The following is a 26,510-nucleotide window of genomic DNA, read 5'->3' as shown; positions in this document are numbered from 1 at the left end:
AAGAGTTCTCATTTTAATGAGCTTCAAGAAGCCCGTACGTACTCCAAGAATCCCTTTTGTATAAGATCAATACTTGGAAACATACTAAACTGACTTCCCAAAGGGGGGAATACGATGTTTTCAACAGATTTTGATCAGAACACGACTCTATTTCTTCAAACATTAGGCGATCAATCTGACCTTAACCAAAAGCATGTTTACCTTGCAGGGTTAGAACGAGTTGGGGTTTTTTATTTACTTGGGGAATTTGATGATGAAAAGTTTAATCGGTCACTCGATTACATGAATCGTTTAAACGTGCGTGTCCTAAACGAAAGAGATTTGGAGATAGAAGCAACAACGCCCATATTATGTCTAGCTGAATCCACGCTTTCAGATTCGCTTGCTGCTGTGTCCACTCTATATAAAGGTCGCTGTGTGTTTTTTATGGAGGGGGTGCCTTTTGCATATAGCCTTCAAATCAATAAGCACCTACAAAGAAGCTTGGAAGAATCAGCAACTGAAAGAGTCATTAGAGGACCGCGGGCCTCTTTTCTTGAAGATGCTTCTACCAATATCTCTTTGATCAGACAGTTTGGCGAAGATGAAAACTTACTAACCGCCAAGCACAGCATTACGCATAATAAAAAAACGAAAACCGTTTATTATATGTACAACAAAGAGAACACACCTTCTTCAACGGTTACTGAAGTAGAAAATCGACTGAAGTCCATCAATCATCCAAATATTGAAGACTCTGGAAAGATGGAAAGTTTTTTAGACAACTCCCCCATCTACTCTCCTTTTCCACAAATTCAAAGCACAGACCGAATTGATCGGATTTTGGCAGGCTTTGAAGAAGGCAGAGTCGCTGTTTTTGTAAACGGATCACCGTTTGTCTTTATGGTGCCTACAACGTTTGAACAACAAATGCAAGCACCAGACGATTATTATGAACGGTGGATGATTAGCTCTGCTATTCGAATATTACGGTATATCGCCCTTTTTATTACGATGTTTGTTGCACCGATTTACATTGCCCTTGTTTCATTTCATCAAGGTTTAATTCCAAACGAATTGTCAATGACTATTATGAACTCACGAATGAATATTCCTTTCCCAGCTGTAGGGGAAGTGATTCTCATGACACTCTTTATAGAGCTACTCCGAGAAGCCAGTATACGATTGCCTAATCCTCTTGGACAAACGATTGGATTAGTTGGAGGCGTCGTCATTGGACAAGCTGTCGTTGAAGCGAACTTGGTCAGCTCCATCATGGTCATTGTGATCGCTATTACGGCCATCGCATCTTTTGCTGTTCCTCTGTACAGTTTAAGCACGTCGTTTAGGATTCTAAGTGTCTGCTCCATCACGCTTGCTTCTACATTAGGATTATATGGCGTTGTGATTTACTTTATTGCGGTAACGATACACCTCTCTAGCTTACATAACTACGGTGTTCACTATTTTTCTTTTAAATTTTCTTTGAAGAGACACGGCATATATGACCTTATCGTACGTCTTCCAACAGTCTTGAAGGATAAAAGAGGTGTTTAAATGGGTCAAATTCAAACTAGCCACACGTTGACTACTTATCAATTAACCGTGTCCTTATTATGTGTGCTTTTGGGGGTTGGTGTTATGAACCTACCGCGTACATTAACGGTTCACATTGGAACTGCAGACGGTTGGCTTTCTATCTTATTTGGAGGGATTTTGATTACCCTTCAGTATGCCTTTGTTTGTTTTGCCTTTAAGCGACACAACGTGCATTCCATTGATGAGTACACAACAAAAGCATTCGGTGCTTTCATTAGTAAAGCGATCTGTCTACTACTAACAATTTATTTTCTTCTTCTTGGCGGCTGGCAGGCTGTTGCGATGAGCGAAATGATTCGCTATTTTCTTTTAGAAAGTACCCCTCATTACGTATCCATCGTAACGGTTCTATTGTTATGTGCGTTTGCTGTGTACTACTCCTTACCTACAATCGTGCGAGTAGCATGTTTCTTTTTACCACTGACCGTCGTCGTTCTATTCTTAGTTTTATTGATAGGGTTTAGAGATGCATCTATTTTAAATATACGGCCCGTCGCACCAGAAGGGATGCTCCCTATTTTGCTTAATAGCAAAAATGGACTTCAATCGTTTCAAGGCATCGAAATGATTTTTATCTTACTGGCTTCCATTCAAAAAACGGTCCGTCCTATTAAAGCCGGTTTGGGGGCGTTAATGTTTGCTACATTGCTCTATGCATTCACTTACCTTATTGTTGTCGCGACTGTAGGAACTGTAGAAGTTCAAATGTTGACTTGGCCAACCATTACGTTGACCCATGCATCAGAAAGCAGCCTACTGTTTACCGAAAGAGCAGACTCTTTTCTTATCACCACATGGATTCTACAGTTTTTCCTAACCAGTTTATTTACCCTTTATAGTGCTGTTTTTCTTTTGAAAAAAGTCTTCCCGGTTTCAAGGAATTGGCTCATTCCACCAGCAACTATCAGTATGATCGGTCTCGCTTTATGGCCACAAACAATTGATGACATTACAAAAGTATCCGAGTATCAGCAATTTGCGTTTGTTTCATTCTTTTTTATTCTTCCAGTTACTTGTTATGCCCTAGTTTCGTTACGAAAGAAGGCTCGTATATGAAGAAGTGGTTTCAGTGCATCTTTATTGTATCGTTACTCCAGTTAACTGCATGCTGGGACAGCTCAAATATTGAAAGCTTGTCGTTTGTCATGGGCGTAGGTATTGAAGTACAGGAAGATCAAGAGGATACTATTGGTTTGTTAACTCAATTGTATCTCCCTTTAAGCGATGAAAACATCTCTTCTAGTATTTCTTATCGCAATAAGTATTCAACAGGAAAATCCGTCCTCGATGCGATTCGACATTTGGAACTAATTGATCAGGGAATTATGAGTGATCATCAAATGATTCTTGTTTTAGACACGGATGCAGTGCAGAAATGGGGAGTGAAGAAGTTAATCAATCAAAAAATTAGAGATGAACGGACAAAGAGAGGTGTCAAAGTGGTGTTAACAAATGAATCTTTGAGCACACTCTTCTCCTACCCTAAAGGAAATAACGCATCTCCTACTTCAAAAACGATTGTCGATCTAAGTAAAAATAAAGATCGAACCACAGAAATTCCAGCGCCTGTCACGTTAGGCTTACTCGCTGACTCAACAAGTCGTCAACAATCCATCCTATTACCAAACGTTCGTGTGAAAGACGATAATATAAAATTCGATGGTGGCTATATTGTAAAGAATGGAGAAGAAATGGGGACTTATGTATCTCCTTATCAAGTGAGTCTGTTGAATTGGCTTACTGGAGATATAAAAGGTGGTGTTCTTACAAAAGTGGTCAATGGCAATCGAACTGTCTATGAGATATTGGATGTACATTTGGACTCCATAGAAACATCGCTAACGAATGATCGTCTGCGAATTGATATTAAAGTGAGTAGCGACGGACGTTTAGCCGAAAACTGGGATCCACATGAAGATGCTTATGATGCACAGTACTTAAAAAACCTAGAAAAAGAATTACAAGCACAACTGACATCTGACGTTGAAACGATGATCCATGAATTACAACATGAATTTAAAACCGATCCAGTGAACTTACAACAATACGTCAAGATTCAACACTATGACTTCTGGGAAAAAAAGCAGAGCAATTGGGATGCTGTATTCGAACAAGCAGACATTCATTATGAAGTCGATCTTTCCATCATTGATTTTGGGACCAGAGGGAATCGATCAGAAATACACGAATAGCTTCGCAAACCTTCATTGTTCCTCATGACAAATAAAGAGAAGCCACGTTTCCATATGACTTCTCTTTATTAAATCTCTTACAGCAGAATCCCTTATCACAGCACCTCTGTTATTCTGCTTGGAACTCGCTCATAAATTCAATGGTGTTTCCATCTGGGTCATTTATAAATACTTGATGAAACCCACTTGTACTGTATCTCTTTTCAATATACAAAACACCTTGATTGTGTAAGTGACGGACAGTTTCATCAAAATCTGAAACATGAAAGGCTACGTGTCTCCCTCTCGTGTTGATAGACGTTTCTTTTTCCCTCAATTTTAACTGTCCGTCTTCAATTAAATGGAGCTGCTGCTGACCAAGTGCATACCAGAGTCCTACAAACGTAAATGGTGGTCGTTTTAGTTGTTGAAGCCTCAGAACATCACCATAGAATGCTTTTGCTTTTTCTATATCTGTGACGACAAGACTAATGTGGTGGATACCTGTTGGATTCATGCTTCAACCTCCTCGCTATCGACCATTATTGTAACGTTAATATTAATTGAAGCGCATTCTCTTTATTAACTGCGTCTTTTCTAATAGCAGCAATCTGAGTAACGTCGTCATTTATATCAATCGTATCGAATAAGGAATGGTGATCTAGTTTTAAACCAACTAACTGTTCTTCAGATTCACCCTCTTCTACGCCATAAACATGGGACGAAGCGAATACTTCTTCATTTACTTGGTCATTAATTTCATCTAACGGTTCAAACATACCACTTCCAACAAATGTTTGAAAGGATGCTTCATCAAAAATGTACAAATCAGGTCGTTCCGTTGCTAAGAGAACGGTACTTCTCTGCTGAGCTCCTACATCCAATAAATTTTCAGTATCAGTAGAGTGATAGGTTAACGTCGCATCTACTCTACTCCAGTCAGGCATCAGCGCTAAAATTGTCTCTTCAACCACTTCTTCTGCTTCTTCATCCAATCCCGGATGTAGAAATGAACCGTAAAACATGATCTCTACATTCGCATCCGGTAATGCCGCAAGCTCTTGCCGCTCTTGATAATTAGAATAAATGGTTGATCCAACCATAATAAGGACACCTACTAAAATAACAGCAGCGACTGTATGAATTTTATAATAATAGAAAAAGTGACTTGCTTTGTCTTTCATTGTATCATTTTCATTAATTGGCCCATAATCGCGATGATTTCGAATTCGTGTATACGCTTCCGTTTTGTCGTCCAGTGAAATCGATGGATCTGCCTTTTGTTTGCGGATCCATCGCATGTATTGCTTCTCAATTTCTTCATCCGTTGCATCCTCAGAAAGGTCTAAACATCGGTACGCTTCTTGTAAATTCATAGAGACCCCCTTTATCCTATCTTTATTATAAAGGATGCTCTTCTCTATGATAAGGTTTTATTCAGCTACTCTTTCAGCGATCATTAAGGAATAACTCGGCAAAGGCTGTAGCTATTTCCATGTCTTCTTCTTTAACATTTTTAGTAGGCTCACCTTTTGCCATACAGTAACGACACTTGTTTCCGTATGCGAGGCATTCATTGAAGACTTTAACTGTATAGCTACTCCAATGAACCACGTAATCCTGTCTGAAGTTCCAATGAATGGGTCTTATAGCTCATTCAATCAAGAACAGACTTTCTTAAGGCAAAAATAAGTTGGCTTTTCCGTTACCTACGTATAATGCTTTTTCAGCATTTCTAAGATCCCTTCAGTATAAGAGCCATTCGTCATTTGATTATGCTTTTTTTGCGCTTCACTCGTTGCATTGCCAACCAGGTACCCATGCTTCACAAATTTTAATAACTTGATGTCATTACCACTGTCACCGAAGGCTAGTGTGTCATCAACATGGACATTAAACCATTGACACATAAAAGCAGCTACAGCATCTTTTCCACTTGCTTCCTTTGGAACAAAATCAACGTCATATGCGTATGTTGGATCTCCAGCTTTCGGGTTGCACCGATTTATATTCAATCCTACTCCATATGAAGAGGCAACTTGTTTAATCACGTTCATATGATAAGCTGTTAAAGAACTTGAACGAATAAAATAGTAATAGTTTTTCTTATAAGCAGACTGTCCATATTGACTTTGAGAGACCAATTCAATTTGATACATGTTCTTTAGTTCAGACACGACTTCAGCAGACATTCTATGGAACTCAATACGGTTTGGAAGGCTTTTTTCCCACAGTTTATTCGATTCAATCTTTCCATCTATTAGAACATGGAATACATCTGTTCCTAGATTTGAGCAGATAAAATGAGGAGAAAAACGCATACCCGCTTGTTTTACTTTGGACAGTAGATGACATGTATCGCTTCCAGTAATCCAGCCAATTTGAAAGCCATATTGTTGGGATGCCTCCTGCAAGAAGTCTTCTAATTGCTGTATGTCTTTTCTTTGCTTCGCTGTACATTCATGAGCAAAATAGGTTTCATCAAAATCACAAAACACAAGTGAACGTGTCTTTTTTGGAAATGGGAATGGTGGCGGGAAATGAATGGTTTGCATGTAACGTTCCTCCTCAAGATGATAAAGACACTATAATAGATGAGACCGGTCCCAGGTCAAGATCCATTTTAATTTTTATTCAGGAGGTCACCATGTATACCATTCGAGATGTAGCAAAATTAAGTGGTGTGTCACGGAGCACCGTATCTCGTGTTTTAAACAACCATCCCTATGTGTCTGATGAAAAACGAAAGCGCGTGGAAGAAGCGATTAAACAGCTTCACTTTACGCCAAATCAGATATCAAATCATTTCCGCCTAAAGCGCACAGGTTCAATTGGCATCATCATTCCTTACTTATCACACCCTTACTTTGCAGAGCTCGCTGGTGTCCTCTCAGAAGAAAGTCACAACTACGGCTATAAACCCGTATTGTTTCAAACCTTTGGCGATAGACATCAAGAAATCGACGTGTTTGAGAAATGGAAAAGAAAAGAACTAGATGCTCTTATCATAACGTCTTCCTCTTTAAATCAAGTAGAATTAGACGAGATGAGTATGAATGGCATACTCGTCATTTGTAATGAGGCCTATAAAAGTAGCAAAGTAGATGTTTTTTGTTTAAATGAAAAACATGCCGCTTATAAAAGCGTAGTTTATCTTATTAAAAAAGGGCGGAGGAAAATTGCTTTCTGTTCTGATTATCTCGCTTCCCCTTCCCAACAGGAGAGACTTCTAGGATATAAACTGGCACATCAAGAACATAGACTCACTTGGGATGAACACTTGATTTTTGACAAGATCGCATCCATTCATGATGGCTATATGCTAGGTAAAAAACTTCACCAGACAAATGACATTGATGCGATCTTTGCTGGTAGCGACTTTGTGGCAGCTGGTTATTTAAAGGCCGCACATGAATGCGGCCTTTCTGTGCCAACTGAACTATCCATCATAGGGTTTGATAATCATTCCATTAGTGATGTCACATCGCCAGCTATTACGACTATGACGAATCAGGTTCAAGAGATGGCAAAAGATTTAGTTCACGCCTTAGAACTGCGCTTATCTGGTCAGAGCAAGCCGTTTGAACGGAAGCACTATGAAAGCAAGCTTCTGATTAAAGGCTCCGCATAAACATAGTAAAAAAGCGAGTCTACCAAGGGGTAGACTCGCTTTTTTATAGATTCTCTCTTAAGACACTAAACATGATTAGGTCGATGTATGTTCCTTTTGCTTTCTCATACTGACGGAGGAGTCCTTCCTCTTTGCACCCAATTTTCTTTAACACGTATTGAGAAGCAACGTTTTCCGGCTCCACTTTTGCTTCAATCCGGTTTAAAGCGAATTCAGAAAAGCCGAGATGAATAAGAGTCTTTAACGCTTCCGTCATATAGCCTTGACCCCAGTACTCCTTATCAAGTTCATATCCTATCTCACCACGATCGTTTTCATAATCAAGGTAGTTAAATCCGCAAGAGCCAATAACGGTTTTCGTTTCAGTCAAAGAAATGGTGAAACGATTTCCTTTCTTCTCTTGACTTAGCGATTCAAATAGTTGGATCATGTCCATTGCTTGATTTACACGTGTCATGGCGGGAATATTCATGAATTTCGTAATTTCCGGGTTTGACCAAATGTGAAACAATGATTCAGCATCTTTTTGCGAGACTTCTTGCAAAGAGAGCCTTTCAGAATAAATCGTCTTCATTTTTTTAGTAGCTCCTTTTTTATTTTTTAATCTGAGAGTCTACTACATTCACCTGGCATCCTTCACCCCTTTCTTTCATTTGCCTCGTAACTGCTTCTTTTCATTTAATTCTTAAAGTGTAGCTCATTCTTTTAACAGGATCAATCTCTTATTCTATCCATTTTCCCAAGTATAAAAATAAAGCAAAAAGATGATCCTTTCCGCTATTGGAAATGGACCACCTCCGTACAACGCTTATCGCTTCTCAGCTAAGCTTTTCCGACTTTCTAATTCTTTCTTTGCTTCATCAATAATGGCAGGTTCCTTAAGTAAACGATAGCCGATAAGCGCCAGCCCCTTTGCACCTGTTAACAAAGCCTCGTCTCCTTTTTGCGATGCGGCAGCTTCTCGAAACGTTACTGTATGGGCAACGAGCTCACTTGGTCCGATCTTTATATAAGGATGAATCGTTGGCACAACTTGACTGATATTGCCTGTATCTGTTGAGCCAAGCCCTTCTCTTTCCCCTGGTATAATCGTTTCGCCTAAAGTCGCGAACGTTTCGTTGAATACATCGTTTAGCGTATCATTTGGAATAAGGTTATCCACTTTGTTTTGAAATTCAACGATTTCTACTTTCGCTCCTGTTGCAAGCGCCGCTCCTTGTGCAATCGCATCTACTTTTGCACGTACATCATTTGCTTTTGGTCTTGAATCTGCTCGAATGTAAAATCTTGCCCGCGCATAATCAGGAACAATGTTTGGTGCGTCTCCCCCGTCTGGAATAATGCCATGAATGCGGACATCGTCTGTCAAATGCTGACGCAGTGCATTAATGCCGTTAAATAGCTGGATCACTGCGTCTAGCGCATTCACACCTTTTTCTGGAGACCCAGAGGCATGAGCAGATACACCGCGAAAGACATAATCTACAGGATCTACAGCGAGTGAGGAGCCTGAAGGTCTTGTTTCGTTGGCGGGATGAATGATTAAAGCTGCATCAATTCCCTCTAAATAGCCTTCTCGCACAAAGCTTCCTTTTGCACTTCCATTCGTTCCGCCTTCTTCTGCTGGCGTACCAAGGACAACAACACGACCACCAATGTGATCCAACTGTTCAGCTAGTGCAATGCCTGCCGCCACACTTGTTGTACCGATAATATTGTGCCCACACGCATGGCCTAAGCCTGGTAGAGCATCGTATTCAGCAAGAAAAGCAATGGTTGGTCCTTCTCCTATTCGCTTTTCTGCTACGAATCCTGTAGGGTGGCCAGCAATATCCTCTTTTACCGTAAAGCCAGCTTCTTTTAATAGCGTTGTTAATGTTAATGAAGCAAATACTTCTTCATTCCCGATTTCTGGATTTTCATGAATGGCATGGCTCGTTTTAATATAGCGTAAACGATTCTCTACAAAATGCTCTTGTATGGATTGTTGAACAGATTCAATGGTTGTCATCATCATCTCTCCTCAGTGTTATTTTGGATAGCTGTTCAATTCTTCTAATGAAATAAACGTTGGGATTCGTGCTCCTTTATGCTCTTCAATAATCAACTGTTCAATTTCTTCAGATTGATACAATTCAACGAGGCGTAATAATACAGGGTTATCTTGCTCTTCGGTTTGCGCTGCTATGATATTAATATACGGTGTTGCCGTTTCATCTTCTCTATAAATAGCATCATCGGTAGGACTTAAACCTGCATCAACTGCAAAGCCATTGTTAATAACCGCTGCGTCCACATCCTGCATAATACGAGGTGCTGTAGCCGGGGCAATTTCCGTTAAATTTAAGTTTTTCGGGTTCGCTTTAATTTGGTTTAGTCCGCTTGTCACACCAAAATCGTCCTCTAGCTCAATCAAACCCGCCTCTGCTAACAACATTAAGTTACGCGCTTGATTGGTTACTTCTTTATCAATGGTAATATCTGCTCCATCTGGAATATCCTCGACACTTTCGTATTTATCGGAATACAATCCCATTGGTGCAAGAACAGTCGATCCAATTGCCGTAAGGTCTAAGTTATGTTCTTCTTTGAAATTATCGAAGAATGAAACGGTTTGAAAGGCATTAATATCAATTGACCCGTCTGCCAATGCTTGGTTCGGTTGCGTATAGTCACTAAAACGAACAATTTCTAATTCAATGCCTTCCTCTGCTGCTATTTCAGAAATTTCATCCCACTCAGGTGAATCAGTGCCTGTAATGCCCACTTTGACATGAACAGGATTTTCTGGGCTGTATGATTCTCCTGCATCAGCTAAAGAATTTGTATCGTTCCCACATGCTGTTAACGTAAACGTTACAGCTCCAGCGAATAGTAGTGCTTGGTGAAATTTTTTCATTGTATGTTCTCTCCCTTTTTTCTATCTATCGTCGTCTAACTTTCTTTGAAGCGATATTTCCAATTGTTTGTAAGCCTTGCACCATAATAATTAATAAAAGCACCGTAATAAACATCGTTCCATCATCAAATCGATTGTATCCGTAAGAAATCGCTACTTCACCAATGCCTCCTGCACCAATTGCTCCTGCCATAGCCGTCGCACCTAGAAGACCAATTGTTGCTGTGGTCATACTAAGAATAAGTGAACCCATGGCTTCAGGTACGAGAAACTTAAAGATGATTTGCCATTTAGAAGCACCCATGGAGTCTGCCGCTTCTATAATGCCCGGTTCGATTTCTAATAGAGAGTTCTCAATTAAACGAGCAATGTATGGCCCTGCATAAAAGACAAGCGGAACAATTGCCGCCGTCGTTCCATACGCTGTACCAACGAAAAAACGAGTAATCGGGATAATGGCAACAAGTAAAATAATAAACGGTATAGACCGTAGAACATTGATGACAGGGTTAATTAAATTGTAAATAAATCGGTTTTCCATAATATGTCGAGGTCTTGTTACAACAAGAATGACGCCTAATACAACACCTAGCAAAGCGGAAAAGAGTAAAGACCAAGCCACCATATAAATCGTTTCAAATAGAGCTTGTGTCAAAATATCACTTGTAATTTCTGGGCGTATTGCTTCAGGCAACCAATCCAGCATCTTTCGTTACCTCCTTCACCTGAGCATCATGTTTCTCAAGGTAGCTTCGCGCTGTCTCTTGGGCAGCTGCATTTCCTTTTAAACTTAAATAAAGAGCGCCAAAGGATGTTTCTCTCACTTCATGCATGGATGCGTACAGTAGTGATACATGTAACCCTTGATGAACTAAATCATTAAATACAGATAATTGCTCCGTTTCATCTGTTACATCTATTTTGTAAATGCGTTCATCGCTTCCTTTCTGCCCAAGGTATTGTTTCACTTTCTCTGGTAAATCATCAGGAATAATGGAGCGCACGAACTTCTTCGTTGTTTCATGTACAGGTCGCGCCAACACATCCTCCACGTTTCCCTGTTCAACGATGTGTCCACTTTCCATAACCGCTACTTTGTTACATATCTCTCGTACAACGCCTAATTCATGGGTGATCATTAGAATTGTAATGTTGTACTCTCGATTAATGCGTTTTAACAATTGCAAAATCGAGCTTGTTGTCTCTGGATCAAGAGCAGACGTTGCTTCATCACATAAAAGAACAGCAGGATTGGTGGCAAGAGCACGAGCAATGCCAACACGCTGCTTCTGTCCTCCAGATAGTTGGTCCGGATAACGAGAAGCGAAGTCTCCTAATCCAACATACTGTAACAATTCATTGACACGTTCTTTAACCTCAGCTTTCTTCGTTTTCACTAACCGAAGTGGCGTCGCAACATTTTCAAATACCGTTTTAGACTGTAGTAAATTAAAATGTTGAAAGATCATCCCAATATTTCGCTTAGCACGCTGTAACGCTCGAGGCTGTAGGCTTACAAGATTCTCATTGTTCACAATGATCTCTCCAGCCGTTGGTCGTTCAATTAAATTCACTGTGCGGATCAACGTACTTTTTCCAGCACCACTAAAGCCGATAACCCCGTATATATCTCCTTTTTCTATCGTTAATTGAATATTTTGTAAGGCGTGAACGTCTTGGCCGTTTGACGAGAACGTTTTGGACACGTTTTTAAATTCAATCATGCCTAATCCTCCTAATTCGATGTTATTACTAAGTTTTATGCAAATACGTATTGTGTCTATGTCTTCTATCTCGTTTTAAAATGAAAAAGCCCCTCTTTCGTTAATGAAAGAGGGGCGAATAAGTATTATCATTCAAGCTCGCTCTTATCATCCAGGATTTTACTATCCTGCAGGAATTAGCACCTTCCACCTAAGTGGGGTTGCTGAAGCGTCATCGGGCCAGTCCCTCCGCTCCTCTTAATAAGAAAAATTATAAAATTTGTTGTTGAACGTAGTGTAGCAGATTTTATTTTCCTTTTGCAAGTGTTTTTTGAAAATAATTTTATAAAGCGGTTTCAAAAAAAGCTTTATTTTATACTAGTAATATTGTTAAATTGGACAAGTGAACAAGATTGATCTCATAATAATAAGAAAGGAGGAGCGTCATGTCATTATATGAATTTTTAAAGGAAAATACGTGGAATTTAACCGAACAGTGGTATGCGGATCTCGACAAAACAAAAGATGGGGTTTACGGTTCAAATGACCCAGTTAAAATTGAACGGTTAAAGAAACAAAATTATGCGTTTCACGAATTGTTTTGTGAACTCTTTCGTGAAGATTATAACGCCGAGCATAATAAAGCGTTCGAACAATGGATTGTATCTATTGCCAAGGATCAAGCTCATTTAGCGACACCTATTCCCGAGATCATTGAAGAATTTTTAAATGTCCAAGGTCAATACATGCAACTGATCAAAAACTACATTGCGGAGAAAAATGATACGGTATCCTTTGCTCAGTATGAGCGGTGGATAGACATTCTCGTAAAAGGGTTTAAAGAGATCGTCATTGCATTTAGTCGTAACAATATGGAATATGCTGACCAGCAGTTACGAGCACAACAAGAAATGATTACAGAATTAAGCTCACCAGTCATTAAACTTCGACGCACCATTGCTTTGTTACCTTTAGTAGGTGAAATTGATACACATCGTGCGCAAGTCATCTTCACACAAACATTGGAAGAATGTGTTTCAACGGATATTCATTCACTACTAATTGATTTATCTGGTGTTCCCGTTGTTGATACAATGGTTGCCAATCAGCTCTTCTCACTCATTGACGGTTTAAAATTAGTTGGTACCAAAGCGTCCTTATCTGGTGTACGACCGGAAATCGCTCAAACATCGGTCCAGCTCGGTATTGATTTTTCAACAACTAAAATTTATTCTACTATTGAACAAGCATTAGATGAATTGCTTCATGCAGTTCCGCACTATTAAACGTAAATCATTAGGATGAAGAGATGACCAGAAGCCTACTACTGGTCATCTTTTATTAGGCAGTGCTTACCTATCGTTTAATCAAACGTTTAATGAACATGAAAAAGAGCCGCACAAAAGGAATTCGACGCACTTTAACTTGATTTCATTATGGTTGTCCATGATTCATTCCTTTTCAGTTGATAAAAGAACATTACTCTACAAGACAAATCCTTTTAATCTTTCTGCATTTTCTTTGTAAAAATCGAAATGTTCTTCTAGACCACGCCGCTTGCTCCAACCAATACTATTAAATGCATCGACAAATTGATAGAAGGAGAGAACGAGCTCCAGATTGATCATTGGTCGTACCGTTTTATACCCTTCTTGAAATGCATTGAGTAGCGCGGTATCTTTACTCAAGTAATCTCGATACAACTTAGTGAAATCAATTTCCGTTGATCCAAAGCGGACGCTTTCAAAATCAAGTACTCCAGCAATGCCTCTATCGTCCACAAGAATGTTCGCCGCACGAAAATCCATATGGACGAAGCTTGGACCGTCTGGTGCAGGTAATTGCTCTTTAAGCTTTTCAAAGTGTAAAATGGCTTTTTTGTATAGCGATGCTTCAATAACTTCTTTTACATCTTCTGCAAAACTATAAAACTGCCGTTCAACAAATCCTGTCCAATTAGGAAACTCATTATCAATTCCTTTGAGTACCGTCTTATCTGGTGGGGCTACGTTATGCATATTCCCTTGCAAAATGCCGACTTCATACGCTACATTAGGTGATGGCTTCTGTTGAGCCAAGGAAATGCCTTCTAATTTAGATAACAGTAATGCACCTGAATACGCATCATCCCCTTCACACGTTGCAAGCAAGCTTGGTGTTCGTACATTGCCCTGCAAAATGTCATACGCCTCTCGCTCTCGTTCAAACTTGATCGATGAATAGGGAATTTTCACAAATACAGTCTCCCCGTTCGTCAATTCACATCGAACAACAGTTGAGCTTTTTGAGTCTTCAACTTCTTCTAGCCTTGCACTATCCAATTCAAACGCTTCCATTATTCTAGTAGGTAGCATCGGTTTCCCCTTTCCCTTCATAGATAGATTGAAACATGCCCTCTATTATAACGGATTGGCACTGAAAAAGATGCCTTATTTCATATTGTGTAGCAGCAAAAAAAACGTACCGGCTCATTAACCAATACGTTCTTTTCGACTTTTTTCTTTTGATTCCATACCAATGCGCTTCCACTTTGGAAAGGTTGAACACATTAATGCCAGTAGACCACCGCTTTTTAAGACAGACTCTCTCATACTAATAACAGCCAGTAGGTCTTCTTTCCTTGCTTCTCTTGCAGCCTGTGTTTCATTTAGGGGAAATGCGCATATATAGAAATTACGTGAGCCCTCATTTTCGGAAACCGCCCTCGCTTTTTCAAAATGAACTTCAAGGTTTAATGTCCAGCCATTCTCTTGTTTTACCGGGTGACTGTAATAGAGATCGTCCTGTATAAAGTGTTGCTGTTGATCCTGTAAGTACGTATCTGTAATGTGATGAAATCTACCGCTATCAATAAGCATAGATGTACCTCCGATACTGCTTTTTCAACTAGTATTTACGGAGTTTGCTATTTTCATACACTTGATTTCCTTCTTTTCACTAAAAGGTAAATGAAGAACACCATCACTAAACCAATACCAAATGGTACTAAATATTGCTGTAGTAACCCTTTTACTTCTGCCCAGTTCTCGCCTAATTCTACACCAAAGTAAACATAGAAGAATGTAATCGGTGCCATTGCTAAAAACGTGTATAGCGAAAAAATCCATGGATTCATCTTTGCCATGCCACATGGTACTGAAATGAGTGTGCGTACACCAGGTAAAAAACGAGCGCTAAACGCCACAAAGGCGCCGTGCGATTGAAAGAAGCGATCGGCTTTTTGTAAATTTTCCTCTTTCATGAAGATATATTTTCCATACTTTTCAAGCAACGGTCTGCCACCGAATCTACCAATTGAATAAAGTGTAAGTGGACCGACTACCCCACCTAACGATCCTGCAACGACAACACCCCAAAACAGCATCTCTCCTTCTGAAACCCAAAAACCTGCGAGAGGTAACACAAGCTCAGCTGGAATAAATTCTATACACAATGCGATAAAAACACCTAGATAGGAAAGATCTTTAAACCATTCCATTAAATCGAATAGAAGTTGCTCCATAGTATCCCTGCCTAATCACTTATTTGTTTCTGCGTAAACACTGAGGATGGATTTTCTCTCTTAATAGGTTAAAAGCCTTTATTGCGAAACATTTTCGATAGTATTTCACGCGATTTCCGATTTGTTAGCCAAGCTTTATACAACTATATGCTCTTTTACATTGGACATGATGAGATTTAATCAATTGACTGAAATTAAAAAGACAGCCTTGCTCTTATGCTAGGCTGTTTGGGTTTTCACTATGATTCTTCTGTTTTAAAAAAGTGAGCGCTTCATCTATTTCTGTAAAGTGGGTTTCCGATCTATGACTTGATTCTTTGGCCGTTCGTCTTAATTGAAGTTTAGCTACGTTACTTTGTACAACGACTGCTGCTTGATCCATCCCTTTCTGTAGTAACCATTCTTGATGAGCAACTACTTCCTTTTGTGTTTCTGGCTTGAATACAATTACGTCCTTCATATTCACGATTAAGTGGAACTGGCTAAGCTGATGTGCTCTTAAAATCGTATTAATTTCATCATTCGCTTGATGAATGCCCTCTGGCGTTAGATTAGATTCCGATTTAACCGCAATGATTGCGTGTTTTTTATCTTCTAATGAGACTTTATACATTCAATTCCCTCCTCTACTTCCCTATAAGCTTATACCTTTTCAAAATAAAAGCAAAACCTTTGAACTACGCCTTTATACTCTTTCGATGAACAACAAGAAATTATAGTAGAATATGCTCACTGTTTACAGGGGTAACTAGGTAAAGTGCCAAGAAAAATCTTGTGAGACGAATAAATAAGAGGACTATCCCAAACGCAACAGAATTGACTTCTTTTAAACATTACGTTATCATATGAATGACAGTCAGTCATTTTTAAGGATGTGTTTACATTGGATAAGCGTGAACGAATTATAACCGCTGCCATTGAAGCGTTTAGTGAAAAAGGGGTCGAAAAAACAACCATATCCGATATTGTGAAACGTGCGAACATTGCCCAAGGTACGTACTATTTATATTTTCCTTCTAAACTATCGGTTATGCCTGATATCGCAGCTGTTTTTGTTGATCACCTTATGGTTGAACTGAACAAAAATGTAACGGCAAGCTCATTTAAACAACAGTTAAATGAACTCGTAGATACCGTTTTTCATACAACAGAGCATCATAAAAAACTTGCTGTTCTCATTTACTCTGGTTTAACGCAGTCGGAGCATTTACAGCAATGGGAAACCATTTATACCCCACTATACGATTGGCTTGCAGATCGTTTAGAGCAAGCAAAGCAATCAGGTGGAATAAGAAAATCTTTACGCTCAGACGCTACGGCACGGATTATGGTAGGAACAATAGAATCAACAGCCGAACAGCTTTATCTTTATAACCAGGAAGACATTGATTATGTAAATGAACACAAACAAGAGCTCATCATATTTCTAACAAACGCTCTAGGTGCGAGTGATTAGTTCACTTGCTTTTCTTTCAAATCAATAATGACTGAATGTCATTCATTATTAGATAGGAGATATCAACATGAACAAGGGATGGATTTTCGTTATTCTCACGTGTTTATTTGAGTTATTTTGGGTACTCGGATTTAACATTGCTTCCACTTGGTGGCACTGGGCTATTATCATCACCATTATTATGATTGATTTTTACTTTTTAGCAAAAGCATGTGAAAGCTTACCTACAGGAACCGTTTATGCCATCTTTGCTGCCGCTGGTACAGTTGGAACAGCCCTTATGGATATTTATATTTTTGAAGGCTCATTCAGTTTAGCCAAAGGGTTCTTTATGGGGATGCTCGTTTTTGGCGTCATTTTATTAAAACGATCAGATGATGGTGCAAAACAAGAGGAGGCTGCGTCATAATGGGTTGGTTTTTCGTTTTTTTAGCGGCATGTTTTGAAATTACTGGAGTTATCGGTTTAAAATCGTTTAGCCAACGGAAATCATTGAAACATGCGGTTCTTTTCTTTGGCGGCTTTGGACTTGCGTTTGTCTTTTTATATTTATCGTTTCTTTCTTTACAAGTAAGTGTAGCGTACGCAGTGTGGATCGGTAGCGGAACTGCTGCTGCTGTTCTCATTAACATGATTTTCTTTGGTGAGTCTAAAAGTAAAATACGTATTGTCAGCTTAGTCATTATTGTAGTTGGTGTTACAGGACTTAAAGCGGTATCTTAAATAAAAAAGGAACACTGTAAGCATGATTTATTCCCATGTTTACAGTGTTTTTCTATGGGTAAAACTTAAAACGGATAATTGCCCCTTCAACATTACAAACAATTATTTTTCAGCGCACTTTCGCCTTTATAATGAGAAACATCGGCCTTCGTAATTCTTGTTTATACTCAGGGTTCTGTGCCAGTATAGCTGGATCTGGTTTCGGCTCTTCTATTCTTTCAATTAAAAACCCAGCTTCAAGTAATGTATTCAAGTAAGTCGTAAGCGTACGGTGGTATTTTACAACATGATCTGTTAAGAAGGACGTTTGGCGAATGGATTCTGCTTGATAATCGTCAATCGGCCAGTGATCGATGTTTCCTTTTGAATCATATATCCAATCTTGTTCCGCTCGTGCAGTAAAAATGGGATGCTCAACAGAGAAAAGAAAGACCCCTTTTGGCGCTAGTAATTGTTTTACGTTGCGTACCACTTCTTGATAGCTTTTTACATAATGGAGTGCAAGAGAACTAAAGATAACGTCAAATGAACCAGCTTTAAATTCAATGTCTTCAATAGCTCCCTGTCTAAAATCAATGCCCTCTTGATTCGTCATCTCACGTGCAGTTTGAATCATTTTCTCCGACAGATCAATTCCTATAACTTGGTTCGCACCTAGATCATGAAAATAACGAGAGTGCCAGCCAAATCCACAACCTAAATCCAATACGTTCGTATTAGCGAGGTTTGGCACGAGTGTTTTTAATACGTGCCATTCCCCTGCCCCTTTAAGTCCTTCAACAGAACGAGGCATTCGTTTGTATGCTTCATAGAAATTAGGCTCATCGTATTTATTTTGCTTCATGTTCCGCCTCCATTTCTTTCTATCGTATCGTGTAAACCTAGTGCGAGCAAGATGATTGACTTCCTCCTCCCTAAACTTCTACCATGAGAATACAGTCAAGAAGAAAGGGGATTTTTATGACATTTGACGCATTCGTCCTCCGAAAAGAAGCGCTACTTGAAGGACAGATAGAACAATGGGATCTGGAAGAGTTAATAGAAGGTGACGTGCTTATTAAAGTTGCTTATTCAAGTGTAAATTATAAAGATGCGATGGTTGTAAAACAAGGCAACCTTGCTGAAACTTCTCCACTCATCCCTGGCATTGATTTAGCAGGAACAGTTGTACGTTCGAAAGACAATCGATTTTCAGAAGGTCAAAAAGTCATCGCTACAAGTTATAAAATTGGAACCGCTCATCACGGAGGCTATGCGGAGTATGCGCGAATTCCAGCCGAGTGGGTTATTCCACTCCCAGAAGGATTAACATTAAAAGAATCTATGATTTTAGGAACCGCTGGTTTAACAGCAGCTCTTTCTATTACAAAATTAGAACAAAATGGCTTACACCCTGATGGAGGAAAAGTTGTTGTTCCAGGTGCGACTGGAGGTGTTGGTAGTCTCTCAGTAGAAATGTTAGCAAAGCTTGGTTATCACGTTGTCGCAGGAACAAATAAAGTGGAAGCTCACGATTGGTTAAAGCAGCTAGGCGCTTCTGAAATGGTTACCCGAGAAGAACTGGAAGAAAGCGAGAGGGTATCCATTCGTCAAGGTGAATGGGCAGGCGCTATTGATGCAGTAGGAGGGAAAACAACTTCTTATCTACTGACTACATTGAAACGAGGCGGCTCGATTGCATCCAGTGGGTTAACTGGTGGCGTTGAAGTTGTAACGACGGTTTTACCCTTTATTGGACGAGGTATCAATTGGCTAGGAATTGATTCTGTAACCTGTCCAATGAAAGAACGAGCACATGCTTGGTATCGATTAGCGACAGACTTAAAACCATCCTTTCTAGAAGAGACCGTAAATGAAATTACATTAACCCAATTAAATGATGTATTAACGAATGTTGTAAAAGGGAATGTTAAAGGCCGTACGATTGTAAAACTTTAACTTGGCGAAGAAACGACTAGATAGCCCATTTAGCCGTTTCTTCGCTCCATTTTCTAAAAGGAGTTGGACGATGATTCACACAGAAGAAGATGTTCTCGCACTCATACAAGAAGATGATTGGATGATGGCGGTACTAGCGGCAGCTGAAGCACTTCAACTAAAGGATTGGTGTGTTTGTGCAGGATTTGTACGCGGGAAGATTTGGGATACTCTGCATGGATTCCAGCGGACAGAACTTCCAGATATTGATGTCGTCTACTACGATTCTGCTTGTTTAAAAAAAGAAAAGGAAAAAGAATATGAATACGAGTTGCATCGTCTTTTCCCTGGTCAACCTTGGTCTGTAAAAAACCAAGCACGTATGCACATCGTCAATCAATTTCCACCTTATGGCTCTACTACAGAGGCGTTATCAAGGTTTCCTGAAACGGCAACAGCATTAGGTGTTCGCCTTGATCAAAACAGACTAGAACTCATCGCCCCGTTCGGTGTCAACGATGCGGTTGAACTTCTTGTTCGTCCAACACCTGCCTATGTCCACGATTTAGATCGCTACCATCAACGTATTAAGAAAAAGAACTGGCAAGAAATCTGGCCTAACTTAACCATACAATGGTAAAGAAGAGGACGGTTTAACCGCCCTCTTCTTTACCTCGATAACTAATGACATAAAAATTCATAACCCACGCTATGAAACTGATAACCCCAATCAAGATAAGGCCAATTTCCCAGTGAAACAATTCTTCCCCTGTTCGGCTACTAGGAAGGAACCATATGATAAGGGCTGTAAGGAAAGCCAGTAGATAAAAGCTACTCCCGATAAACCCCATCATAATCGGGCGATTCCCTTTGTATCCACGATTCAGCACTCCCCAAGCAAGGACACTTATAATCGTACCGAATACCATTGCAAACAAAGGGCTCATATCAAACCCTATTAACGCTGGTACATATAAACACACTAGTGTAACTGAAAACAAGACGACATTTAGTCCAAATGTCAATATGCCCGCCTTTAAAGGAGATTGAAACCCGTTTTTTGTTTTTAATCGTTCTACAAGAACATGGCCTTCCAACATCCGAAGAAACGGTTTTAAGACTAGAAGGAATATGAGAAGAAAAATCCCTCCAATCAGGATGATTATGGTCACATGCTTTCCTCCCTTTCATATTCCAGTATGTCTCCAGGCTGACAATCTAGCACTTCACATATCGCCTCAAGTGTCGAAAACCGTACTGCCTTTGCTTTTCCGTTTTTCAAAATTGATAGATTCGCCATTGTGACACCAACACGCTCAGATAGTTCGGTCATACTCATTTTTCGCTTTGCTAACATGACATCTAGCCGAATAATTATTGCCATCTTTTACACCTCAAATCGTCAAGTCGTTTTCTGATTTTAGGCGTACCGCTGAGCGTAGTAGCTCTTGTAATACAGACGCAAAAAAGATAATGACCACAGTAATGAGCATAATCGTCAAGACAATCATGACAAATCCTATATGTATCGCATTCAGTAAAAATAAACTAATTAACCCAACACCGTACAAGATAATAATCGCGACTGCACAAAACTTAATATTTCCCAGCGTTTTAATGGCCCAATCTGTAAACACATAATCATTTTCTATTAAGCTCAATAATTGAAACGCCTGCTGGAGCGCAAATAAAAACGGTACAACTGTCATATAGACACCTGCTAAAACCGGAATTCGAAGATAGGCAAAACTCGGATTATCAATAGCAATATAGTGTGATAAGGGCGGTAACACCCATATACAACTGATTAGTACTAGAACACCAAGGCTAATTGTAATGCCCTTTAAAAATAAAACTCTCCCACGTTGCATAGAACACCTCGGTACTTTTTTATCATTGTATACCATTTTTTTATCGTTTATCAATAAAAATCATGGTAGTCTATCGATTTTTCTTCGAATCTGACTCAGTCCAATGCTGAGAAAAAAAGTGAGAAGAAAATTGTCTAGTGGTCACCCTCTACTCTCATTTTATCGTGTTTTCTATTCCCTCATTAGGTAAAAAGCGTCTCTTCAGCTTTTTAAGATTATTTTTTCTGACAATGGATACACTAGAGACCACATCCCCCTTTTTTACTGGAACGAAGTCTATTTGACATTCCTCGTTCCGCTCTTTATACTAGGAATAATTCAAATAATTGATTCGATGACGAGACCGAGTAAGATTGAATTCTTATCCACAGAGAGTTGACATGGATGCTGAAAGTCAACGTTAAGACCTTTCTGAAAATCTTCTCCGAGAAGCAAAGCCGAACCGACCTTTTAAGCTTTGCCGGCTCCCTACCGATATGAAGGGCGCGTATGTTGGTACGTAGTGATGATGACAAACATGTAAACCACTACTTCTGTATGGTTTTTTTTATGTCTACTATTGAGTGAATAACACCTCGATCCTGCGACCTGGATGGAGGTTTTTTTAATTTTATAAAGAAGGTGATGACGCAAATGAGCGAAACGGCACATGTTCGTGAACAACGGGTACGCGAGCGTTGGGAAAAGGACAACACATTTAAACAGTCAATTGAAAAGCGTGAAGGAAAAGAAACGTACGTCTTTTACGAAGGCCCTCCGACTGCAAACGGAATGCCTCACGCAGGTCATGCGTTAGGACGTACGATGAAAGACTTTGTTGCCCGTTATAAAACAATGTCTGGGTATCAAGTTCTTCGTAAAGCTGGTTGGGACACCCATGGTTTGCCTGTAGAATTAGAAGTACAGAAACAACTTGATTTAAAAGGCAAAGACGAAATTAAAGCGTACGGCGTTGAAGCATTCATTGAAAAATGTAAAGAAAGTGTCTTTACGTATGAACGAGAATGGCGCCAATTTACAGAAGCACTTGGCTATTGGGTTGATATGGACGACCCATACGTCACCTTACAGAACCCTTACATTGAGTCAGTATGGAACATTCTTTCAACCATTCATCGGAACGACATGCTTTACAAAGGTCACCGTGTTGTGCCCTACTGTCCAAACTGTGAAACTTCTTTAAGCTCACACGAAGTTGCTCAAGGATATAAGGATGTTACCGATTTATCAGCTACAGCGAAGTTTTTAATTGAAGGAACGAAGAATGAATACCTTCTTGGCTGGACAACGACTCCATGGACGTTGCCTTCCAACGTAGCGATTGCAGTCAATCCAGATATGACCTATGTAAAAGTGGAAAAAGACGACGAAGTCTACGTTGTTGCAGAAGCATTAGCTGAAAAACTACTTGGTGAATCGCCGAACGTTGTAGGTACATTAAAAGGATCAGAACTTGTTGGTACGAAATACGATCCTCCGTTTAATTACCTTTCTTTAAATAGGGGTCATGAAGTAATTGGTGCCTCTTTCGTTACCGATTCAAGCGGTACTGGTCTTGTCCATATGGCACCTGCCCACGGTGACGATGACTATCAAGCTATCCGGGAAAGTGGCCTTGATTTCGTAAATGTCGTAGATTCAAAAGGCCGTTATACAGAAGAAATCGGTCCACTTGCTGGTCGCTTCGTAAAAGATTGCGATGTAGATATTGTTAAGATGTTGGCCCATAACGGACGTTTATTCTCAAAAGAACGTTATGAGCATAGCTATCCACATTGCTGGCGATGTGATAGCCCCCTTCTCTATTACGCAATGGAAGGTTGGTTTATTGAAACAACGAAAATGAAAGATCAGTTAATTGCTAATAACCAAGAAGTGGATTGGCACCCAAGTCATATGCGCGAAGGTCGATTTGGTAAATTTCTTGAGAATGTGGTTGATTGGAACATTGGGCGTAACCGATTCTGGGGTACACCATTAAATGTGTGGGAATGTGACTCATGCGACAAACAGGAAGCGCCTGCTTCTATTGCCGAACTACGTGAGCGTGCAGACCAAGAGTTAGGCGAAGATATTGAGCTTCATAAGCCATATGTTGATGGCATTACGTTTACGTGTGAATGTGGCGGAACGATGCATCGCACAAGTGAAGTCATTGATGTATGGTTTGATAGTGGCTCTATGCCGTTTGCTCAATACCACTATCCATTTGAAAATGAAGCATTGATGAACAAGCAATTTCCTGCTGACGTTGTCATTGAAGGAGTCGACCAAACACGTGGTTGGTTCTACAGCTTACTTGCGGTGTCAACTTTATTTACGGGGAAAGCTCCTTATAAGCGCGTACTTTCTCTCGGACATATTTTAGATGAAAACGGACAGAAAATGTCTAAGAGTAAAGGAAATGCCTTAAATCCAGTTGAGCTAATTGAAGAATTCGGAGCAGACAGCTTACGCTGGGCGTTACTTGCTGATAGCGCACCTTGGAATAACAAGCGCTTCTCTAAGAAGACCGTTAGTCAGACGAAGTCAAAAGTGTTAGATACGCTAGCGAATGTACATTCTTTCTATAAAATGTACGCGGACATTGATCGCTTCGATCCAAAAACAGTCGAGACTGGCAAGCACACGAAGCTTGATGAATGGATTCTCTCACGCCTAAACACTGTTATTGCAGAAGTGACAAAAAGCTTAGACGCATACGATGTCACGAAAGGCGCAAGAACCATCGCATCATTTTTAGACGAAATTAGTAACTGGTACATCCGTCGTTCTCGTGCGCGTTTCTGGGCGAGTGGTATGGATGAAGACAAACGTGCAGCTTACCACACGCTGTATGAAGTGATCACGAAAACAACGCAATTGATGGCTCCATTTGCGCCATTTTTGTCAGATGAGGTTTACAGTGACTTAGCTGGCGAAAGTGTCCATTTAACCGATTATCCAGTAGCCGACTCCACTCAGGTAAACACTTCACTTGAAGAAGAAATGGATGCGGTTCGCCAAGTAGTTGAATTGACTCGCTCGATTCGTAATCAAACAAGCTTAAAAACGAAGCAACCGCTAGCTCAGTTAGCTATTGTACCGGTGAAGCAGTCAGCAAATTTGGAAGCATATAAAGGCATCATTGCAGAAGAAACAAATGTAAAGACCATTTTACTTGATGCGAATCAAGAACAATACGTGTCCCAGCAAGTAAAATTAAACTTCCCAGTTGCTGGACCAAAGTTAGGTAAATCAGTTGGTCTTGTACAGAAAATGATTGCTCAATTTGGTGATACACAAACTCAACAATTCCTTGACGCTGGCAAAATGGTGTTAACCCTAGAGAATGATCAAGTCGTAGAAATTGAGAAAGACGATGTTCTTGTGGAAAAAAATCCATTACCAGGCTTTGAATTCGCTGAAGGTGATGACTACTTAGTCGTTCTTGACACAAATGTTACAACAGAGCTTAAGGAAGAAGGATTTGTTCGCGAAGTCATTCGTGCGGTTCAAGTTTATCGTAAAGAGCTTGACCTTCCAGTTGAAAAGCGTGTCCATTTAACGATTCATGCATCAGAAAATGTGGAAGACATTTTACAACGCTTTGAAACCTTCATGAAAAAACATGTTCTGATTGAGAAGCTTTCATTCGGTCAAGAAGACGATATGAAGTCCTTTGATGTCGAGGGCGAAACGGTTTCTCTTGGCATTCAAGATTGATAAGCTGCAAAAGAGAGGTTGCCATAAGTGGCACACCTCTCTTTTTTCTATTACACCTTTTCACTCCCTAACCGTTTGAACAACTCATCAGTTGTCATAATTCGAGCAAACTCGGTTTCAATTGTAAGCAGCGAAACTGTATGAATGGTTTCCACCTCAATCCTTGATAGCAAAAGCTACCGTGGCATCAGAAATAACCTATCTCTCACTACAAATTCATTCTGCGAAATCTGAATCTTCTTATTAGACGCTCGACCTTTCAAATGCTAGACTAATACTAATACAAAATAGGAGTGATAGAATGGTAGATTCAATTCCAATTCGCACGCTAAACGACGGCTTACAAGTACCTACTATTGGCTACGGTACTGCACAGTTGAAAGGTCATGCTTGTGTTCATTCAATTCAGAGCGCTATTGAGATTGGCTATCGCTTAATTGACTCAGCATTTAATTACGAGAATGAAGGCGCTGTCGGTGAAGCTGTTCGACGCAGTTCCACGCCAAGAGAGGAATTACGTATAACCTCAAAGCTACCAGGAAGGCATCATGCGTATAACAAAGCTGTTGAAACCATTCAAGAATCACTGCTTCGAACAGGACTCGACTATTTTGACTTATATCTTATTCATTGGCCGAATCCAAAGCAGGGCCTATTTGTTGAAGCGTGGCAGGCATTAATAGATGCTAAACGCTGGGGTCTTGTTCGCTCCATTGGCGTAAGCAACTTTCTTCCCGAACATCTCGACCAAATTATTAACGAAACAGGTGTTACACCTAGCATAAACCAGATTGAATTGCACCCATACTTCTCTCAAGAAGAACAGCGTGCCTATGATAAGAAATTAGGAATCGTTACACAGAGCTGGAGTCCACTCGGCCGCCTTCGTTCAGACAGTGTTTTTCATGATCAGCTGTTTGACGACATTGCCAAATCATATGGGAAATCAAAAGCACAAATTATTTTGCGCTGGCAAATTCAATTAGAGAACCTTCCGCTTGTACGTTCTTCAAATGTTTCTAGACAGCAGGATAATTTATCGATTTTTGATTTTGAGTTGGACAATCGTACGATGGATGCCATTAATCGTCTTACCCGTGAGAACGGACGAATTGATAAACAAAACCCGAACGAGTACGAGGAGTTTTAAAAGATGCTCATGCTCCTTGTATCATTAGAAAAGGAATCATTTCAAGAACAGATAAAAGCGCTACTGATGGATGACTTTCGTGAGCATTGCCTCAAGAGGCCTCCATCTAACGCGCTTTTCTTCCTTCTATTCCTAAGAACAAAACCTTCTGATAGCATGCTTCTCAGCACCCTCCTCTCTCTTTCTTTTTAAATCATCATTGCA

The 26,510-nt window shown here is 39.9% G+C and carries 28 protein-coding genes and 1 riboswitch; of the genes, 12 read left to right on the top strand and 16 right to left on the bottom strand.

Annotation, left to right across the window (positions count from 1 at the left end; translation table 11 throughout):
* The first annotated feature begins 114 nt into the window (after positions 1-114).
* From PQ477_RS10190 to PQ477_RS10180, 3 genes are read left to right on the top strand one after another with little or no spacing between them, the layout of a single operon-like run.
* Positions 115-1,536, top strand: a complete 1,422-nt coding sequence (locus tag PQ477_RS10190; RefSeq protein ID WP_035392884.1) for a spore germination protein — start codon at positions 115-117, stop codon at positions 1,534-1,536.
* Positions 1,537-2,634, top strand: coding sequence for a GerAB/ArcD/ProY family transporter (locus PQ477_RS10185; protein WP_274273516.1), 1,098 nt, complete (start codon positions 1,537-1,539; stop codon positions 2,632-2,634).
* Positions 2,631-3,770, top strand: a complete 1,140-nt coding sequence (locus PQ477_RS10180; RefSeq protein ID WP_274273515.1) for a Ger(x)C family spore germination protein — start codon at positions 2,631-2,633, stop codon at positions 3,768-3,770. The genes PQ477_RS10185 and PQ477_RS10180 overlap by 4 nt, the downstream gene beginning before the upstream one ends.
* Before the next feature lie 109 nt (positions 3,771-3,879).
* Here the strand turns inward: PQ477_RS10180 and PQ477_RS10175 are convergent, their stop codons facing one another.
* From PQ477_RS10175 to PQ477_RS10165, 3 genes are all read right to left on the bottom strand, one after another.
* A complete protein-coding gene (locus tag PQ477_RS10175; protein WP_274273514.1) occupies positions 3,880-4,266 on the bottom strand; it encodes a VOC family protein in 387 nt (128 codons plus the stop codon).
* Between the two features lie 25 nt (positions 4,267-4,291).
* Positions 4,292-5,125: a hypothetical protein gene (locus PQ477_RS10170; protein WP_035392892.1), complete on the bottom strand. Its 834-nt coding sequence runs from the start codon at positions 5,123-5,125 to the stop codon at positions 4,292-4,294.
* Positions 5,126-5,458: 333 nt separating this feature from the next.
* Positions 5,459-6,304 carry an HAD-IIB family hydrolase gene (locus PQ477_RS10165; protein ID WP_274273513.1) on the bottom strand — a complete coding sequence of 282 codons (846 nt, stop codon included), beginning with the start codon at positions 6,302-6,304 and terminating at the stop codon, positions 5,459-5,461.
* Between the two features lie 92 nt (positions 6,305-6,396).
* Between PQ477_RS10165 and PQ477_RS10160 the strand changes: the two genes are divergently transcribed.
* The gene (locus tag PQ477_RS10160) at positions 6,397-7,380 is read left to right on the top strand and encodes a LacI family DNA-binding transcriptional regulator (RefSeq protein ID WP_274273512.1); all 984 of its coding nucleotides are present in this window, start codon (positions 6,397-6,399) and stop codon (positions 7,378-7,380) included.
* A gap of 43 nt (positions 7,381-7,423) precedes the next feature.
* On the opposite strand, the gene PQ477_RS10155 is transcribed toward PQ477_RS10160, so the two are convergent.
* The 5 genes from PQ477_RS10155 to PQ477_RS10135 form a co-directional block, all read right to left on the bottom strand.
* Positions 7,424-7,954, bottom strand: coding sequence for a GNAT family N-acetyltransferase (locus tag PQ477_RS10155; protein ID WP_035392909.1), 531 nt, complete (start codon positions 7,952-7,954; stop codon positions 7,424-7,426).
* Positions 7,955-8,188: 234 nt separating this feature from the next.
* A complete protein-coding gene (locus PQ477_RS10150) occupies positions 8,189-9,391 on the bottom strand; it encodes a M20 family metallopeptidase (protein WP_432813895.1) in 1,203 nt (400 codons plus the stop codon).
* Between the two features lie 18 nt (positions 9,392-9,409).
* Complete coding sequence (locus PQ477_RS10145) at positions 9,410-10,279, bottom strand: MetQ/NlpA family ABC transporter substrate-binding protein (RefSeq protein WP_144557748.1); 870 nt, start codon at positions 10,277-10,279, stop codon at positions 9,410-9,412.
* A 25-nt stretch (positions 10,280-10,304) separates the two neighbouring features.
* Entirely contained in the window at positions 10,305-10,985 is a 681-nt protein-coding gene (locus tag PQ477_RS10140; RefSeq protein ID WP_274273510.1) for a methionine ABC transporter permease, read from the bottom strand.
* Complete coding sequence (locus PQ477_RS10135) at positions 10,966-12,003, bottom strand: methionine ABC transporter ATP-binding protein (RefSeq protein WP_274273509.1); 1,038 nt, start codon at positions 12,001-12,003, stop codon at positions 10,966-10,968. Before PQ477_RS10135 ends, PQ477_RS10140 begins: the two co-directional genes overlap by 20 nt.
* Positions 12,004-12,144: 141 nt before the next feature.
* A riboswitch (SAM riboswitch) is annotated at positions 12,145-12,250 on the bottom strand.
* A 178-nt stretch (positions 12,251-12,428) separates the two neighbouring features.
* Between PQ477_RS10135 and PQ477_RS10130 the strand changes: the two genes are divergently transcribed.
* On the top strand, positions 12,429-13,268 hold the full coding sequence (locus tag PQ477_RS10130; protein ID WP_035392915.1) for an STAS domain-containing protein: 840 nt from the start codon (positions 12,429-12,431) through the stop codon (positions 13,266-13,268).
* 198 nt (positions 13,269-13,466) lie between these two features.
* On the opposite strand, the gene PQ477_RS10125 is transcribed toward PQ477_RS10130, so the two are convergent.
* The 4 genes from PQ477_RS10125 to PQ477_RS10110 form a co-directional block, all read right to left on the bottom strand.
* Positions 13,467-14,336, bottom strand: coding sequence for a phosphotransferase family protein (locus PQ477_RS10125; RefSeq protein WP_060704218.1), 870 nt, complete (start codon positions 14,334-14,336; stop codon positions 13,467-13,469).
* Between the two features lie 117 nt (positions 14,337-14,453).
* A complete protein-coding gene (locus tag PQ477_RS10120; protein WP_035392917.1) occupies positions 14,454-14,840 on the bottom strand; it encodes a hypothetical protein in 387 nt (128 codons plus the stop codon).
* Between the two features lie 53 nt (positions 14,841-14,893).
* The gene (locus tag PQ477_RS10115; protein ID WP_060704220.1) at positions 14,894-15,484 is read right to left on the bottom strand and encodes a DedA family protein; all 591 of its coding nucleotides are present in this window, start codon (positions 15,482-15,484) and stop codon (positions 14,894-14,896) included.
* 214 nt (positions 15,485-15,698) lie between these two features.
* Positions 15,699-16,097: a hypothetical protein gene (locus tag PQ477_RS10110; protein WP_274273508.1), complete on the bottom strand. Its 399-nt coding sequence runs from the start codon at positions 16,095-16,097 to the stop codon at positions 15,699-15,701.
* Between the two features lie 270 nt (positions 16,098-16,367).
* Between PQ477_RS10110 and PQ477_RS10105 the strand changes: the two genes are divergently transcribed.
* From PQ477_RS10105 to PQ477_RS10095, 3 genes are all read left to right on the top strand, one after another.
* Positions 16,368-16,940 carry a TetR/AcrR family transcriptional regulator gene (locus tag PQ477_RS10105; RefSeq protein WP_035392921.1) on the top strand — a complete coding sequence of 191 codons (573 nt, stop codon included), beginning with the start codon at positions 16,368-16,370 and terminating at the stop codon, positions 16,938-16,940.
* Positions 16,941-17,007: 67 nt separating this feature from the next.
* Positions 17,008-17,349, top strand: a complete 342-nt coding sequence (locus PQ477_RS10100; protein WP_035392923.1) for a DMT family transporter — start codon at positions 17,008-17,010, stop codon at positions 17,347-17,349.
* Entirely contained in the window at positions 17,349-17,663 is a 315-nt protein-coding gene (locus PQ477_RS10095) for a DMT family transporter (RefSeq protein ID WP_274273507.1), read from the top strand. The genes PQ477_RS10100 and PQ477_RS10095 overlap by 1 nt, the downstream gene beginning before the upstream one ends.
* Before the next feature lie 109 nt (positions 17,664-17,772).
* On the opposite strand, the gene PQ477_RS10090 is transcribed toward PQ477_RS10095, so the two are convergent.
* The gene (locus PQ477_RS10090) at positions 17,773-18,507 is read right to left on the bottom strand and encodes a class I SAM-dependent methyltransferase (RefSeq protein ID WP_035392928.1); all 735 of its coding nucleotides are present in this window, start codon (positions 18,505-18,507) and stop codon (positions 17,773-17,775) included.
* 116 nt (positions 18,508-18,623) lie between these two features.
* Between PQ477_RS10090 and PQ477_RS10085 the strand changes: the two genes are divergently transcribed.
* Together PQ477_RS10085 and PQ477_RS10080 are read left to right on the top strand one after the other, a co-directional pair.
* Entirely contained in the window at positions 18,624-19,601 is a 978-nt protein-coding gene (locus PQ477_RS10085) for an acrylyl-CoA reductase family protein (protein WP_144557742.1), read from the top strand.
* 70 nt (positions 19,602-19,671) lie between these two features.
* A complete protein-coding gene (locus tag PQ477_RS10080) occupies positions 19,672-20,220 on the top strand; it encodes a nucleotidyltransferase family protein (protein WP_035392932.1) in 549 nt (182 codons plus the stop codon).
* A 13-nt stretch (positions 20,221-20,233) separates the two neighbouring features.
* On the opposite strand, the gene PQ477_RS10075 is transcribed toward PQ477_RS10080, so the two are convergent.
* The 3 genes from PQ477_RS10075 to PQ477_RS10065 are packed head-to-tail and all read right to left on the bottom strand — an operon-like array spanning position 20,234 to position 21,451.
* Entirely contained in the window at positions 20,234-20,752 is a 519-nt protein-coding gene (locus PQ477_RS10075; RefSeq protein WP_144557740.1) for a hypothetical protein, read from the bottom strand.
* On the bottom strand, positions 20,749-20,964 hold the full coding sequence (locus PQ477_RS10070) for a helix-turn-helix domain-containing protein (protein ID WP_035392935.1): 216 nt from the start codon (positions 20,962-20,964) through the stop codon (positions 20,749-20,751). The genes PQ477_RS10075 and PQ477_RS10070 overlap by 4 nt, the downstream gene beginning before the upstream one ends.
* Before the next feature lie 10 nt (positions 20,965-20,974).
* Positions 20,975-21,451, bottom strand: coding sequence for a DUF2975 domain-containing protein (locus PQ477_RS10065; protein WP_038476414.1), 477 nt, complete (start codon positions 21,449-21,451; stop codon positions 20,975-20,977).
* A 633-nt stretch (positions 21,452-22,084) separates the two neighbouring features.
* On the opposite strand from PQ477_RS10065, the gene ileS reads away from it, so the two are divergent.
* Both ileS and PQ477_RS10055 read left to right on the top strand, forming a co-directional pair.
* A complete protein-coding gene (gene ileS, locus PQ477_RS10060) occupies positions 22,085-25,156 on the top strand; it encodes an isoleucine--tRNA ligase (protein WP_274273506.1) in 3,072 nt (1,023 codons plus the stop codon).
* A gap of 301 nt (positions 25,157-25,457) precedes the next feature.
* Positions 25,458-26,306 (top strand): aldo/keto reductase, encoded by an 849-nt coding sequence (locus PQ477_RS10055; RefSeq protein ID WP_035392936.1) that lies wholly within the window; start codon positions 25,458-25,460, stop codon positions 26,304-26,306.
* Positions 26,307-26,510: the final 204 nt, after the last annotated feature.

It is taken from the genome of Shouchella hunanensis (genome assembly GCF_028735875.1).
GTDB classification, from domain to species: domain Bacteria; phylum Bacillota; class Bacilli; order Bacillales; family Bacillaceae_D; genus Shouchella; species Shouchella hunanensis.
This window is presented reverse-complemented; position numbering and strand designations above follow the sequence as displayed.

Bases quoted from the DNA above. Each gene is read 5' to 3' on its own strand.
- PQ477_RS10085 (WP_144557742.1), top strand. From the start codon at position 18,624: ATGACATTTGACGCATTCGTCCTCCGAAAAGAAGCGCTACTTGAAGGA.
- PQ477_RS10155 (WP_035392909.1), bottom strand. From the start codon at position 7,954: ATGAAGACGATTTATTCTGAAAGGCTCTCTTTGCAAGAAGTCTCGCAA.
- PQ477_RS10150 (WP_432813895.1), bottom strand. From the start codon at position 9,391: ATGACAACCATTGAATCTGTTCAACAATCCATACAAGAGCATTTTGTA.
- PQ477_RS10065 (WP_038476414.1), bottom strand. From the start codon at position 21,451: ATGCAACGTGGGAGAGTTTTATTTTTAAAGGGCATTACAATTAGCCTT.
- PQ477_RS10095 (WP_274273507.1), top strand. From the start codon at position 17,349: ATGGGTTGGTTTTTCGTTTTTTTAGCGGCATGTTTTGAAATTACTGGA.
- PQ477_RS10145 (WP_144557748.1), bottom strand. From the start codon at position 10,279: ATGAAAAAATTTCACCAAGCACTACTATTCGCTGGAGCTGTAACGTTT.
- PQ477_RS10170 (WP_035392892.1), bottom strand. From the start codon at position 5,125: ATGAATTTACAAGAAGCGTACCGATGTTTAGACCTTTCTGAGGATGCA.
- PQ477_RS10100 (WP_035392923.1), top strand. From the start codon at position 17,008: ATGAACAAGGGATGGATTTTCGTTATTCTCACGTGTTTATTTGAGTTA.
- PQ477_RS10190 (WP_035392884.1), top strand. From the start codon at position 115: ATGTTTTCAACAGATTTTGATCAGAACACGACTCTATTTCTTCAAACA.
- ileS (WP_274273506.1), top strand. From the start codon at position 22,085: ATGAGCGAAACGGCACATGTTCGTGAACAACGGGTACGCGAGCGTTGG.
- PQ477_RS10160 (WP_274273512.1), top strand. From the start codon at position 6,397: ATGTATACCATTCGAGATGTAGCAAAATTAAGTGGTGTGTCACGGAGC.
- PQ477_RS10130 (WP_035392915.1), top strand. From the start codon at position 12,429: ATGTCATTATATGAATTTTTAAAGGAAAATACGTGGAATTTAACCGAA.
- PQ477_RS10115 (WP_060704220.1), bottom strand. From the start codon at position 15,484: ATGGAGCAACTTCTATTCGATTTAATGGAATGGTTTAAAGATCTTTCC.
- PQ477_RS10055 (WP_035392936.1), top strand. From the start codon at position 25,458: ATGGTAGATTCAATTCCAATTCGCACGCTAAACGACGGCTTACAAGTA.
- PQ477_RS10120 (WP_035392917.1), bottom strand. From the start codon at position 14,840: ATGCTTATTGATAGCGGTAGATTTCATCACATTACAGATACGTACTTA.
- PQ477_RS10185 (WP_274273516.1), top strand. From the start codon at position 1,537: ATGGGTCAAATTCAAACTAGCCACACGTTGACTACTTATCAATTAACC.
- PQ477_RS10080 (WP_035392932.1), top strand. From the start codon at position 19,672: ATGATTCACACAGAAGAAGATGTTCTCGCACTCATACAAGAAGATGAT.
- PQ477_RS10090 (WP_035392928.1), bottom strand. From the start codon at position 18,507: ATGAAGCAAAATAAATACGATGAGCCTAATTTCTATGAAGCATACAAA.
- PQ477_RS10165 (WP_274273513.1), bottom strand. From the start codon at position 6,304: ATGCAAACCATTCATTTCCCGCCACCATTCCCATTTCCAAAAAAGACA.
- PQ477_RS10125 (WP_060704218.1), bottom strand. From the start codon at position 14,336: ATGCTACCTACTAGAATAATGGAAGCGTTTGAATTGGATAGTGCAAGG.
- PQ477_RS10135 (WP_274273509.1), bottom strand. From the start codon at position 12,003: ATGATTGAATTTAAAAACGTGTCCAAAACGTTCTCGTCAAACGGCCAA.
- PQ477_RS10175 (WP_274273514.1), bottom strand. From the start codon at position 4,266: ATGAATCCAACAGGTATCCACCACATTAGTCTTGTCGTCACAGATATA.
- PQ477_RS10180 (WP_274273515.1), top strand. From the start codon at position 2,631: ATGAAGAAGTGGTTTCAGTGCATCTTTATTGTATCGTTACTCCAGTTA.
- PQ477_RS10070 (WP_035392935.1), bottom strand. From the start codon at position 20,964: ATGGCAATAATTATTCGGCTAGATGTCATGTTAGCAAAGCGAAAAATG.
- PQ477_RS10140 (WP_274273510.1), bottom strand. From the start codon at position 10,985: ATGCTGGATTGGTTGCCTGAAGCAATACGCCCAGAAATTACAAGTGAT.
- PQ477_RS10110 (WP_274273508.1), bottom strand. From the start codon at position 16,097: ATGTATAAAGTCTCATTAGAAGATAAAAAACACGCAATCATTGCGGTT.